Genomic DNA, 12,541 nt, shown 5'->3' on the forward strand with positions numbered 1-12,541 from the left:
CAGCTTCGAGATCCACAGGGTCACGACGCTACTACCCCGGGCTGGTGATTCCGCCCACACCAGCGCCCCACCGAGGAGCCAGCGGGAGTCCGGCGGCTTACGCTCGGAATCCCCTCGTCAACGACATGGGGACCACCCCGCAGGCCGCCAACGGAGGTTCCCGCTCCATGAAGCTCACCGTCGTCGGCTGTTCCGGGTCGTTTCCGTCCACGGAATCGGCCTGTTCGAGCTATCTGGTCGAGGCCGACGGCTTCCGGCTGCTCCTCGACATGGGCAACGGCGCGCTCGGCGAGCTGCAGCGCCACACCGGCCTCTACGACCTGGACGCCATCGCGCTCAGCCATCTCCACGCGGACCACTGCATCGACATGTGCGGATACTTCGTCGCGCGCTACTACCGCCACGAGGGCGGCCGTTGTGCCCCGATGCCCGTCTACGGACCCAGCGGAACCGAACAGCGCCTGACCACCGCCTACGCGGACACCCCCTCCGCCACCTCGATGAGCGAGGTCTTCGACTTCCGCCACCTCGCGCCGGCGGACACGTTCGAGCTGGGACCCTTCCGGATCGGTACCGAGCTGGTCGACCACCCGGTCGAGGCATACGCGTTCCGTGTCGAACACATGGACAGCGGCAAGACTCTCACGTACTCCGGCGACACGGGACCCTGTACGTCCCTCGAACTCGCCGCGCTCCAGGCCGATCTGTTCCTCTGTGAGGCGTCCTTCACCGACGGCAAGGAACAGATCCCCGGGCTGCACCTCAACGGCCGCCAGGCGGGCGAGATCGCCCAGCGCGCCGCTGCCTCGCGTCTCGTCCTCACCCACGTACCCCCGTGGACCGACTCCCAGATCAACCTCCGCGACGCGAAGGCGGCCTTCGAAGGACCGGTCGAGATGGCCCGTCCGGGCGCGGTCTACGAGATCTAGCTGCCTCAACGGCGCGTGCGAGCGCGGTCGGACGTCCGGAGCGTGCTCGGGTACCTGTTCTGAGTACGGCAACTCATGCGGCTCCCTCCGCTCGGGCCGATTCTGGGAGACGTGGCTACGAACACCAGAACCAGCAGGCACTCGCAACTCCTCCCGACAGCGGCCGTGCTGACGCTCGCCGTTCCGCTCGCCGTCTGGGGCCTCGTCGGACAGCAGAACGCGCAGGGGCTGCCCCCGTCCGAACTGGACTACTCCGTCAGGCCGTGGGACATACCGGCCGGGGCCGAGAACCTCATCGCCGCCCTCGCCACGCTCCTCGCGGTGGGATGCGGCGCGCTCCTCACGCACGCCACCCGTGCAGGCACCTTCGACAGGCGCTGGTGGCAGGTGCTCGGCCCGCTGCTGATCGCCGGAGCGCTCGCGGGCGCCGGCTGGCGTGTGCTGACAGCGGGCGTGATCGGAGCCAACATCGGTGCGGGGGCCGCGCTGCTCCTCGGCGCACCGCTCGTGGGCGCGCTGGTCCTATGGTCCCTGGGCCGCGGGGCCTGGCTGGCCACCCACCGCAGCGGCACCCGGGCCCTCGGCCACGCCTGACCCCGTGACCGCCCGTACGCGCACACGGAACGCGCACCCACGTGCGCGCATCGCGGACGCCCATGACGGCGGCCCATACGCGCAGACGGACGCCCGCAGTGGCGGGACCGTACGCGCACACGTGAACGCCGCCGTGGCGGACCGGAGTCCACCACGGCGGCGTTCGTCTGCGCGCTCCGCAGCCCCGTGCTGAGCGAGTCGTCAAGGACAGCGACGTCGCCGGCTCCCGGCTACTTCGTCAGATCCTCGACCTCTTCGTCGGGCTCGCGGCCCGGGGTCTTGATGTCCAGCTTGATGATCAGGAAGCGGAACAGCGCGTAGTAGATCGCCGCGAAACACAGTCCGATCGGGATGATCAGCCATGGTTTCTCCGCGAGGCTCCAGTTGATCGCGTAGTCGATGAACCCCGCCGAGAAGCTGAAGCCGTCATGCACCCCGAGCGCCCACGTCACCGCCATCGACACCGCGGTGAGAAGCGCGTGCACCACGTACAGCACCGGCGCGATGAACATGAAGGAGAACTCGATCGGTTCGGTGATACCGGTGACGAACGAGGTCAGCGCGAGCGAGACCATCATGCCCATCACGGCCTTGCGGCGGTGCGGCTTGGCGCAGTGGGCGATGGCGATGGCCGCGGCCGGAAGGCCGAACATCATGATCGGGAAGAAGCCCGACATGAACTGACCCGCCGTCGGGTCACCGGCGAAGAAGCGCGCGATGTCGCCGTGCACCACGTCACCGGCGGCGTTCTTGTAGTCGCCGAGCTGGAACCACGCGACGGTGTTGAGGAACTGGTGCATGCCGACGGGGATCAGCGCACGGTTGATCGCGCCGAAGATGCCGGCGCCCGCCGCTCCGAGCCCGGTCATCCACTCACCGAACGCGGTGATCGCGTCGCCGATCGGGCCCCAGATGAGCGTGAAGATCACACCGACGGCCAGGCCGACGAAGGCCATGATGATCGGTACCAGACGGCGCCCGTTGAAGAAGCCGAGCCAGTCGACCAACTTGGTGCGGTGGAAGCGCTGCCAGATGACCGCGGCTATCAGACCCATGATGACGCCGCCGAGCACACCCGGGTTGTTGTAGACGGCGGGGGTGTCCTCGCCCGCCTTGACCACCGCCTCCTCGACGGGGAACGCCTGAAGAACGTTGTTGTAGACGAGGAAGCCGACGAGCGCGGCCAGCGCCGTCGAGCCGTCGGACTTCTTGGCGAAGCCGATGGCCACACCGATACAGAACAGCAGCGGCAGGTTGTCGAAGATGGCGCCGCCGGCACCCGCGAAGGCAGCCGCCACGTCGTGCCACTTCAGCCCCTCGTCACCGAAGACGTCGGGCTGGCCCAGCCGGTTCAGAATGCCCGCGGCGGGCAGGACCGCGATCGGCAGCTGAAGACTGCGGCCGACCTTCTGCAGTCCTTGGAACAGTCCGGAGCCCCGCTTCTTCGCGGGAGCAGCGGTGTCCGTGCTCATGGGATTCCTCCAGGTGAAGCGGGCGCTGCGCAAGGAGGAGGCCCGCTCGATGGTCTAGTCCACGCTAGTGGTTTAGACCATTAGTAGCATGAGCACGCGGACAGATGGAATCTCTTCTTCCGAGTGACTTCGGCCGCGTTCGCCGCACGTCACGAACGCATATCGAAAAGCCCTCAAGTCCATGAACTCAAGGGCCTTTCCGCGACTTCGCCGAGACACTTCGCGGGCTCCGCCGAGAGCGCGCGCGGCCTTCGCCGCGAACGTCACCGGTCTTTCGCCGCACCCCACTCGGTCTTCGCCGGACCCGCCGGACTTCGCCGCGACCCACTCGGTCTTCACTGGACCCGCAGGACTTCGCCGCGGCCCTCGCAGCGTTCCGCCGAGACGCCTGCCCTGTCCGCAGGTCTCTCGCCGTCCTCTCCGGGGCGCTGCCGTCCTCCGGGGGACTTGCGGGCTCCCGGGGCGCGGCCGGGGAGGTCTCGGGGGCAGTCCCGGGGGCGCGGGTTCTTGCGTCTTTCCGCGGGTGGGTCCGGTCAGGGTTCGGTGTTCTCCTTCTCGATCTCCTCGGCGACCTCTTCCGGTTCGCGCCCCGGAGTCTTGAGGTCGAATTTGACGATCACGAAGCGGAAGAGCACGTAATAGACCACCGCGAAGCACAGTCCGATCGGAATGATCAGCCATGGTTTGCTCGCCAGGCTCCAGTTGATGACGTAGTCGATCAGTCCGGCCGAGAAGCTGAAGCCGTCGTGCACCCCGAGCGCCCAGGTCACCGCCATGGAGACGCCGGTGAGGATCACATGGATCACGTAGAGCGCGGGCGCGATGAACAGGAACGAGAACTCGATGGGTTCGGTGACACCCGTGACGAACGAGGTCAGGCCCACCGAGAGCATCATGCCGCCGACCACCTTGCGCTGCTCCGGCCTGGCCGTGTGCGTGATGGCCAGCGCTGCGGCCGGCAGCGCGAACATCATGATCGGGAAGAAGCCCGAGGTGAACTGGCCGGCCGTCGGGTCGCCCGCGAGGAACCTGTTGATGTCACCGTGTACGACCTCACCGCCGGGCTTGGTGAAGTCCCCGAACTGGAACCACATGAAGGTGTTCAGGAACTGGTGCATACCGATCGGGATCAGTGCGCGGTTGGCCAGACCGAAGATGCCCGAGCCCCACGCGCCCAGATCCGTCATCCACTTCGAGAAGCTGGTGAGCGCGTCACCGACGGGCGGCCAGACCCACTGGCACAGCACGGCGAGTACGAGCGCCACAAAGGCCATGACGATCGGCACGAGGCGGCGCCCGTTGAAGAAGCCCAGCCAGTCCACGAGTTTGACCCGGTGCAGGCGCTGCCAGAACCACGCGGACAGCAGGCCCACGACGATGCCGCCGAAGACGCCCGGGTTCTGGTAGGTCGGAGTGCCCGCCGCGTCCCCGCCCTTGCCCACGCAGGTGGTCAGCCCGCTGTCGTAGTGCGCGCCCGAGGGGCACTCGGGGAACTGGTGGAGGATGTTGTAGTAGACGAGGAACCCGGCCACGGCCGCGAGTGCCGTCGAGCCGTCCGCCTTTCTGGCCATCCCGATGGCCACACCGACGCAGAAGAGCAGCGGCAGCCCGAGCGCGGAGTCCAGCAGCGCCCCGCCGGCGCCCATGAACACCTTGGCGACGTCCGACCAGCCAAGTCCCTCGTCGCCGAAGATGTCGGGCTGGCCCAGCCGATTGAGAATGCCGGCCGCGGGAAGGACCGCGATGGGGAGCTGGAGGCTGCGGCCCATCTTCTGGAGGCCCTGGAAGAAGGAGGACGTCCACCTTTTTCCCGGGGACGCGGCGGCGTGGGAACTCACGAGCCTCCTCCTGACCGGTCGCCCCTGGGCCACCGTTTCCGAGCGGTTGTCGCATACTGGTGTAGACCTCTAGTGGTGCGAAGCGGGCGCAAGTGACCGGTTCGCAACGCCAGGTAACCGCCATCATTCGTCAGACAGTGGACATACGCCCGCGAACATGGGCTGAACGTGGGCTAACGTGATATCCCGCCCAGCGGTCCACCGGTCCGTCACACCAGGAGAAGCACATGGCCAGCAAGGCTGAGAAGATCGTCGCCGGACTCGGCGGGCTCGACAACATCGAAGAGGTCGAGGGCTGCATCACCCGCCTCCGCACCGAGGTCAAGGACTCCTCACTCGTCGACGAGGCCGCGCTGAAGGCGGCCGGAGCCCACGGAGTCGTGAAGATGGGCTCCGCGATCCAGGTCGTCATCGGCACCGACGCCGACCCCATCGCGGCGGACATCGAGGACATGATGTGAGCTGAAGCTCGCCGGTACACGCCGAACGCGGTGGCCGGGACGCCGGGAGAACCGGCCGTCCCCGCCACCGCGTTCGGCGTTACGCGGGACACGGCTTAGGCTCGCTCCCATGTCACGTATCGACGGCCGTACGGCCGAGGAACTGCGTCCGGTCACGATCGAACGCGGCTGGAGCAAGCACGCCGAAGGCTCCGTCCTCGTCTCTTTCGGCGACACCAGAGTCCTGTGCACCGCCAGCTTCACCGAGGGCGTGCCCCGCTGGCGCAAGGGCAGTGGCGAGGGCTGGGTCACCGCCGAGTACGCCATGCTGCCGCGCGCCACCAACACCCGCGGCGACCGCGAGTCCGTCCGCGGCAAGATCGGCGGGCGTACCCACGAGATCTCCCGTCTCATCGGGCGCTCCCTGCGCGCCGTCGTGGACTACAAGGCGCTCGGCGAGAACACCGTCGTCGTCGACTGCGACGTGCTCCAGGCCGACGGCGGCACCCGTACCGCCGCCATCACCGGTGCCTATGTCGCCCTCGCCGACGCCATCGGCTGGGCCCAGGGCAAGAAGCTGATCAAGGCCAAGGCGCAGCCGCTGACCGGCACCGTCGCCGCCGTCAGCGTCGGCATCGTCGACGGCGCGCCGCTGCTCGACCTGCGCTACGAGGAGGACGTGCGCGCCGAGACCGACATGAACGTCGTCTGCACCGGGGACGGCCGCTTCGTCGAGGTCCAGGGCACGGCCGAAGGCGAGCCGTTCGCACGCGAGGAGCTGAACGGCCTTCTCGACCTGGCCGTCAAGGGCTGCGCCCAGCTGGACGGAACGCAGCGCACGGCACTCGGCCGGTAGGTTCAGCGAACTTCTCGGCCCCCGAGGAAACTTTGCGACCGCTTTACGCGTCTGCATAGGTGCGGGCCGCACGTGTCGAATCGTGCGGCCCGACCAGTTTCCAGGAGGGGAAGAGACCGTGCTCCGTAGGACCACCGTCGCCGCGATAGCGGCCGTCGCGTTCACCGTGCCTCTCGCCGTGGGGTGCGGAGCAGTCGACAAGGCCCTTGACTGTGCCAATACGGCGACCGCCGTCGCGCAGGCCGCGGAGGACCTCCAGCAGGCGGCCTCCGATGCCTCCGAGGACCCCACGCAGGCCAAGGAATCGCTCGACAAGATCGACAAGAACCTGAAGAAGATCGAGAACGAGACCGACGAGGGCGACGTCAGCAAGGCCGTCGGCAAGCTGGGCGACGCCGTGGACAGCGTCCGCACGGACATCGACAAGGGCCAGACCCCCAAGACGGGACCGGTCGGCGACGCGGCCGAGGAGCTGACCAAGGTCTGCACCCCCGGCTGATCCCGCGCGACGGAGGCGGGGACAGGACGCGATAATCGGTGCCCATGAGCACCCAGCGCCTGATCCTCGCCACCCGCAACGCCCACAAGGTCACCGAACTCAAGGCCATTCTCGCCGACGCCGGCCTCGACCTGGACCTCGTCGGCGCCGATGCCTACCCCGAGATTCCCGACGTCAAGGAAACCGGGGTGACCTTCGCCGAGAACGCGCTCCTCAAGGCGCACACGCTCGCCGCCGCCACCGGGATCCCCGCCATCGCCGACGACTCGGGGCTGTGCGTGGACGTACTCGGCGGCGCACCCGGTATCTTCTCCGCGCGCTGGGCGGGCAGGCACGGTGACGACGCCGCCAACCTCGACCTGCTGCTCGCACAGCTCTCCGACATCGCCGACGCGCACCGTGCGGCCCACTTCGAGTGCGCCGCCGCGCTCGCCCTGCCCGCCGGCGCCGAGCGCGTGGTCAACGGCCAGCTTCGCGGCACCCTCCGGCACGCGCCCTCGGGCAGCGGCGGCTTCGGTTACGACCCGATCCTCCAGCCCGAGGGGGAGACCCGGACCTGCGCCGAGCTGACCGCCGAGGAGAAGAACGCGATCAGCCACCGCGGCAAGGCGTTCCGCGCCCTGGTCCCCGCCGTACGGGAGCTGCTGGACCTGCGCTGATGGGGCTTCGGGTCCGGGTTCTTCGGGTGCTTGGTCTCGCGGCCAGCAGACACAGGAGCACGCTGCGGAACGGCTTCATGGCTTTTCCTCATCGGTAGGAGGTGAACAAGTCCCCCTCATCACACCGGACATGAAGCAGCAGGTCACTCGTGGAAGCACCCGACCGCGGGTTCGGAATTCCGAACCGCGCACGTGTCTCCTGGCCCTGGCGCCCCCTCAGAACGCCGATGCGCCGTGCCAGGTGAGTTGCCTACCATCGATGGGACGTACTGGTGACAGCACGTACTGACGGCGACAGCACGTACTGACGGTGACGAAAGGCTGAGCGCGGGCGAGAAGGGGGCGGCAGCATGACGTTCGAGGAAGAGTGGGCGGCGCTCAAGGCCGGTGCGGGGGACGGGTCGCGCGTCCATACCCGGCTGAACGGCCCTCTCCCGCCGGACGGAGCCGGTCCCGGCCTCAAGGTGTCCGCGTCGGTGCTCCGGGCCAAGGCCGAGGCGACGGACAAGATCGCCAGGCGATTCATGGCCACGGACAACGAGGCGATGACGGAGACCCGGCAGATCAAGGGGAGCCTGTCGGGTTTCGCGTGTGCCTCGGCCTTCGACACGTTCGACGAACGCTGGGCCCGTCAGATGAAGTACGTGCGCGAGGTCCTGGAAACGAGAACGGCGGACAGCCTGCGCAAGGCTGCGAAGCTCTTCAAGAAGAACGACCTCGACACCGGGAACAGTTTCTGGCGCCAGCCGGGCCCCTGGAAGGACGGCCCGAACTTCGGATGACGTTCTGCGGTGTCCTCGGATTCCGAGGGGGAATGAGCCTTGTTGAGTTTCAAGAAGATCGTGTCCGTCGACTTGAAGCCTCTTGAGGAAGCCGTACGGAAATGGAAATCGGTCCCCGAGAAGATGCTGGGCGTCAAGACCGATTTCGATACCGAGATCCGGAAGTCGCTCACCGAATCGGACTGGCGTGGTGAGGCGGCGAACGCGGCAAAGGGCCGCTTCAAGGCGGCGGCGCGTGAGATGGAAGCGGCCTCCAGGGAGGCCCGTTATGTGCACGGATTTCTCCGTACCGCGTACAAGGACCTGCACAGTGCCCAGAAGCGCCTCAACGCGTGCGTAAGGGAAATCGGCGAGGACAAGTACCTGAAGATCGACGGGGCGACGGGAGAGGTCTCCCTCGACGAGGACAAGCTCAAGGGGCTGCCGGCGGGGCAGCAGCAGATGCTGTCCAAGGGCTACTTCGAGACCGTGAACGGGTACAACCGGCGCGTCACGCGCGCCATCGAGGACGCACGCAGGGCCGACAACACCCTGAAGTGGGCTCTGGAGTTCGACGTCAACGGCCGGTACGCGGGCTTCACCCAGGTCGGGAACCCGCCCCTGCTGCCTTCCGACCGAAGGCCCTACGGTAAGGAGAAACCCAACGGGACCGACAACAAGACGTGGTGGAAGGCGAATGCGCTCATCCTGTCCGGACTCGCCTACCAGGGCCACGGAAACGCCTACGACCTCCTCAGTCATTACCTGGAGAACTCGGGCAAGGACTACAAGGTGGACCCAGCGACGATGCTCCAGTCGCTTCCCCGGTTCCGCGGCAAACTGGGCGAGGACCTGAAGAGGTACAAGGGGGACAGTTCATTCGACACAGGATGGAAGTCGACCCGGGCCAACGAAAAGGACAGCCTCGACTGGTACTACGCGCTCAACGGATTCCAGTACCGCGTAAAGGGGCGCAAGGTGTACGACGCGTCAGGGAAAGAGAGAATGGTTGCCGAGCTGTCCGTCTACAAGCGCTACAACTGGGGGAACGGTTCGGAGTCCGTGCCCCGTAAAGATCTGCACAAGGGGCCGATCGAACTGAAGCAGAAGGACATGGCGCATCTGCACACCTCGGGAAAGGCCCGCGAATACAACGTCGTGGGTAAGACGAACTTCGTCATCGACAACTGGCCGAAGCGGTGAGGCGCGTGACGCGCGGGGCACGCGTCACAGGTGGGGTGGCGGGTGCGGTGCTGCTCCTCGCGTCCGTCGCCGGCTGTGGCGGGCAGGAGAAGGCGGCACCGGAGGAGAAGCCCAAGGCCGCGGCGCCCCGCCTCCAGCACGGAGCCCCACCGGCGAAGGTCCTCAAGCTGCACCAGCTCGCCCTGCCCCCTGAAGCGCGACGGGTCGCCTACGTCCAGGACAACGGCTGGTCCTCGTACGGCCTCGCACTCTCTTTCCAGATCCCCGAAAGCCGGCTCGCCGCCTTCCTCCGCGAGGCCCGGGTGCCCAAGTCCAGCCTCGAACCCGGCTTCTACCTTGAGGATGTCGGCACCGAGACCGCCGGCTGGAAGAAGCGGCCCGGCAGGAACTACCTCTCCGGCGTCTCCACCGGCACCCGCACGCCCGCGCCCAGCCACGACATCACCATCGACGTGACGGACCGCCCGGAGCGCGTGACGGTGTACGTGACGTCCGTACACGCGTGAGGGACCGTCTCCGCCGGGAGACCAGAAGATCCCGTGGTGCGCGAGGGGGGACTCGAACCCCCACGTCCGAAGACACCGGCACCTAAAGCCGTCCCGTCTACCAATTCCGGCACTCGCGCGCTGACGTATCGTACTGCGCGCGCCCTGTGCGTACGGGGGAGGGCCCGGATCAGAACGTGGGTTCGTTGGTCTGGGAACGTGCCATCTCCCTGGCCTCCTCGTCGGTGCTCACCGAGGGCGGTGAGCCCTGGAGCGGCTGCTGGGCCGTCTCCTTCATGCACAGGACGGAGACGATGCCGAGGACCGCCGCGCCGGAGGCGTAGTAGGCGGGGGCGAGGTTGTCGTTGGTGCTGTCGACGAGGTAGGTCATCACGCCGGGTGCCGTGCCGCCGAAGACGGCCGTCGCGACGTTGTAGCCGATCGACAGGGAGCCGTAGCGCACATCGGTCGGGAAGAGCGCGGGGAGCGTCGCGGACATCGTGCCGAGCAGGCACACGAGGCAGGCGCCGAGGATGAGCAGGCCGACGAGTACGGCGATGAAGCTGCCCTGCTGGAAGAGGGCGAAGGCGGGCACCGTCAGGAGCAGGAAACCGATCATGCCGGCGAGCAGCACGGGCCTGCGCCCGAAGCGGTCGTTGAGATTGCCCACGCGCTGGAGGACCGTCATCATCGCCACCATCGCGATGATCGCCGCGACCAGCTCCATGGAGTTCTCGTAACCCAGGGCGTCGGTGAGGTAGGCGGGCATGTAGGACAGCAGCATGTAGTCGGTGACGTTGTAGGCAGCCACCAGGCCGACGCACAGGAGCAGGGCCCGCCACTGTTCGGCGAAGACCGTCTTGAGTTCCTTCTGGGGCACGTTCTCGGACAGCTTGGGCGCGTTGGCCTCCTCCGTACTGGCTTCGGGGGAGTGCGACAGCTCGGCCGCGCGCTTCTGGAACGCCGGGGTCTCGTCGAGTTTCATACGCAGGTAGAGGCCGACCACGCCGATCGGGCCGCCGACGAGGAACGGGATGCGCCAGCCCCAGTCGAGCATCGTCTGCGGGCCGAGCGTGGTGTTGAGGAGCAGCACCAGGGCCGCTGCGCCCGTGTAGCCGGTGAGGGTGCCCAGTTCCAGGAAGCTGCCGAAGAACCCGCGCCGTTTGTCGGGCGCGTACTCGGCGATGAAGGTGGCGGCGCCGCCGTACTCGCCGCCCGTCGAGAAGCCCTGCACGAGCCGGCACACCAGCAGCAGGACCGGCGAGATGATCCCGACGGAGTGGTACGAGGGGATCAGGCCGATGCAGAAGGTGCCGGCCGCCATCAGCATCATCGTCAGCGCCAGGACCTTCTTGCGCCCGATACGGTCGCCGAGCGGGCCGAAGAACAGCCCGCCGAGCGGCCGTACCAGGAAAGAGGCGGCGAAGGCGGTGAAGGAGGCCAGGAGCTGGGTGCTGCCTGCGGGGAAGAAGACCTTGCCGATCGTGACCGCGAGATATGCGTAGATCCCGAAGTCGAACCACTCCATGGCATTGCCGACGGCGGCTGCCTTCGTCGCGCGGCGCACCGTCTTCTCGTCCGTGACCGTGATGTCGCTACGGCGGATTCTGGGCCGCAGCTGACGCTGGATGGCCCGGAAGAGGTTGCGGTGCCGTTTGAGGGCAGCCGGGTCCGGGGCCGGTTCCTCGTGATTCATGCACCCATGAGTACCGCACACAACCGCCGTTACACGGCATATGCGGAGGTGACGGCGCTCAGGCGCCGGACGGCTCCAGGCCCAGGTCCTTGATGAGCTTGGCCACGTGGCCGGTTGCCTTGACGTTGTAGAACGTGTGCTCCACCTTGCCGCTCTCGTCCACGACGACGGTCGAACGGATCACGCCCGTCACCGTCTTGCCGTACAGCTTCTTCTCGCCGAAGGCGCCGTACGCGGCCAGCGTCTCCTTGTCGGGGTCGCCGACGAGCGTGACCCGCAGGTCCTCCTTGTCGCGGAACTTCGCGAGCTTCTCCGGCTTGTCGGGGGAGACGCCGATGACGTCGTACCCCTGGCCCGCGAGCAGGTCGAGGTTGTCGGTGAAGTCGCATGCCTGCTTGGTGCAGCCGGGAGTGAGCGCGGCGGGGTAGAAGTACACGATCACCTTGCGTCCCCTGTGGTCAGCGAGCGAGACCTGCTTGCCGTCGGCGTCGGGCAGCGTGAAGTCGGGGGCGGTGTCGCCGGGCTGAAGTCGCTCGCTCATGGGGGCTCCTCTGCGTTCCTCACGGATGGTGCTCACTTACGGTCGGACGCTGCCTGAGCGTAGCCGGAAGGCGCCGATCGGGGGTGCCATGGGGCATGGGCCCCGGCGAGCTGACAGGATGTCCGTTAACCACGGTATGACGCACCACTGACAGCGATGGAGGCAGCGCGGTGCCGGAAGCCAGGACCCCCGCGGACATCGAGGCGGACATCGTCCGCAGGCGGCACGATCTGGCCGCAGCGCTGGACGAGATCGCCGTACGCGTCCACCCGAAGACGATCATCGGCGACGCCAAGGCCAAGGCCGCGGCCACGGTGGACAGGACGGCGGGGCGCGCGTACGTCGCGGCGAACCGCGCGGTCACGGACATGCGGGCGACGTTCGTTGCCGAGGACGGCGCTCCGCGCCTGGAGCGCGTCGTTCCGGTCGCACTGATCACGGTCGCCGTCGTCGGCGGTTTCTTCGCACTCTCGGCTCGGCGTCGGCGGCGCTGAGGGCCTGGGATACGGTCGTGCCGTGAGCCCTGAGACTCCCGCTTCCGCCGCAGCGGACCACGACAAGCTGCCCA

General features: G+C 67.6%; 14 protein-coding genes and 1 tRNA gene. 10 read left to right on the plus strand and 5 right to left on the minus strand.

Going from position 1 to position 12,541, the window contains the following annotated elements; translation table 11 throughout:
* The first annotated feature begins 167 nt into the window (after positions 1-167).
* Both NMN56_RS14965 and NMN56_RS14970 read left to right on the plus strand, forming a co-directional pair.
* Positions 168-929, plus strand: a complete 762-nt coding sequence (locus NMN56_RS14965; RefSeq protein ID WP_274043978.1) for an MBL fold metallo-hydrolase — start codon at positions 168-170, stop codon at positions 927-929.
* A 111-nt stretch (positions 930-1,040) separates the two neighbouring features.
* Complete coding sequence (locus NMN56_RS14970) at positions 1,041-1,523, plus strand: hypothetical protein (RefSeq protein WP_274043740.1); 483 nt, start codon at positions 1,041-1,043, stop codon at positions 1,521-1,523.
* A 230-nt stretch (positions 1,524-1,753) separates the two neighbouring features.
* Here NMN56_RS14970 and NMN56_RS14975 read toward each other — a convergent pair whose 3' ends face one another.
* Both NMN56_RS14975 and NMN56_RS14980 read right to left on the minus strand, forming a co-directional pair.
* Positions 1,754-2,995, minus strand: coding sequence for a PTS transporter subunit EIIC (locus tag NMN56_RS14975; RefSeq protein WP_274043741.1), 1,242 nt, complete (start codon positions 2,993-2,995; stop codon positions 1,754-1,756).
* Positions 2,996-3,528: 533 nt separating this feature from the next.
* Positions 3,529-4,833 carry a PTS transporter subunit EIIC gene (locus NMN56_RS14980; RefSeq protein ID WP_274043742.1) on the minus strand — a complete coding sequence of 435 codons (1,305 nt, stop codon included), beginning with the start codon at positions 4,831-4,833 and terminating at the stop codon, positions 3,529-3,531.
* Between the two features lie 227 nt (positions 4,834-5,060).
* Here NMN56_RS14980 and NMN56_RS14985 point away from each other — a divergent pair, with 227 nt between their 5' ends.
* From NMN56_RS14985 to NMN56_RS15015, 7 genes are all read left to right on the plus strand, one after another.
* Entirely contained in the window at positions 5,061-5,294 is a 234-nt protein-coding gene (locus NMN56_RS14985) for a PTS sugar transporter subunit IIB (RefSeq protein ID WP_274043743.1), read from the plus strand.
* 109 nt (positions 5,295-5,403) lie between these two features.
* Positions 5,404-6,129, plus strand: coding sequence for a ribonuclease PH (gene rph, locus NMN56_RS14990; RefSeq protein ID WP_274043744.1), 726 nt, complete (start codon positions 5,404-5,406; stop codon positions 6,127-6,129).
* Positions 6,130-6,247: 118 nt separating this feature from the next.
* Positions 6,248-6,628: a hypothetical protein gene (locus tag NMN56_RS14995; protein WP_274043745.1), complete on the plus strand. Its 381-nt coding sequence runs from the start codon at positions 6,248-6,250 to the stop codon at positions 6,626-6,628.
* Positions 6,629-6,672: 44 nt separating this feature from the next.
* Positions 6,673-7,287 carry an RdgB/HAM1 family non-canonical purine NTP pyrophosphatase gene (rdgB, locus tag NMN56_RS15000; protein ID WP_274043746.1) on the plus strand — a complete coding sequence of 205 codons (615 nt, stop codon included), beginning with the start codon at positions 6,673-6,675 and terminating at the stop codon, positions 7,285-7,287.
* Positions 7,288-7,637: 350 nt separating this feature from the next.
* Positions 7,638-8,069, plus strand: coding sequence for a WXG100 family type VII secretion target (locus NMN56_RS15005; protein WP_274043747.1), 432 nt, complete (start codon positions 7,638-7,640; stop codon positions 8,067-8,069).
* A gap of 42 nt (positions 8,070-8,111) precedes the next feature.
* Positions 8,112-9,251 (plus strand): hypothetical protein, encoded by a 1,140-nt coding sequence (locus tag NMN56_RS15010; RefSeq protein WP_274043748.1) that lies wholly within the window; start codon positions 8,112-8,114, stop codon positions 9,249-9,251.
* Positions 9,252-9,256: 5 nt separating this feature from the next.
* Complete coding sequence (locus NMN56_RS15015) at positions 9,257-9,757, plus strand: hypothetical protein (RefSeq protein WP_274043749.1); 501 nt, start codon at positions 9,257-9,259, stop codon at positions 9,755-9,757.
* A gap of 34 nt (positions 9,758-9,791) precedes the next feature.
* Here the strand turns inward: NMN56_RS15015 and NMN56_RS15020 are convergent.
* From NMN56_RS15020 to bcp, 3 genes are all read right to left on the minus strand, one after another.
* Positions 9,792-9,876 (minus strand) — tRNA-Leu (locus tag NMN56_RS15020).
* A 50-nt stretch (positions 9,877-9,926) separates the two neighbouring features.
* Entirely contained in the window at positions 9,927-11,432 is a 1,506-nt protein-coding gene (locus NMN56_RS15025) for an MFS transporter (protein ID WP_274043750.1), read from the minus strand.
* A 58-nt stretch (positions 11,433-11,490) separates the two neighbouring features.
* A complete protein-coding gene (gene bcp, locus NMN56_RS15030; protein ID WP_274043751.1) occupies positions 11,491-11,973 on the minus strand; it encodes a thioredoxin-dependent thiol peroxidase in 483 nt (160 codons plus the stop codon).
* Positions 11,974-12,143: 170 nt separating this feature from the next.
* Here bcp and NMN56_RS15035 point away from each other — a divergent pair, with 170 nt between their 5' ends.
* The gene (locus NMN56_RS15035) at positions 12,144-12,467 is read left to right on the plus strand and encodes a DUF3618 domain-containing protein (RefSeq protein ID WP_274043752.1); all 324 of its coding nucleotides are present in this window, start codon (positions 12,144-12,146) and stop codon (positions 12,465-12,467) included.
* The last annotated feature ends 74 nt before the right edge of the window (positions 12,468-12,541 follow it).

The sequence above is a fragment of the Streptomyces iconiensis genome (genome assembly GCF_028657195.3).
Lineage (GTDB): Bacteria > Actinomycetota > Actinomycetes > Streptomycetales > Streptomycetaceae > Streptomyces > Streptomyces iconiensis.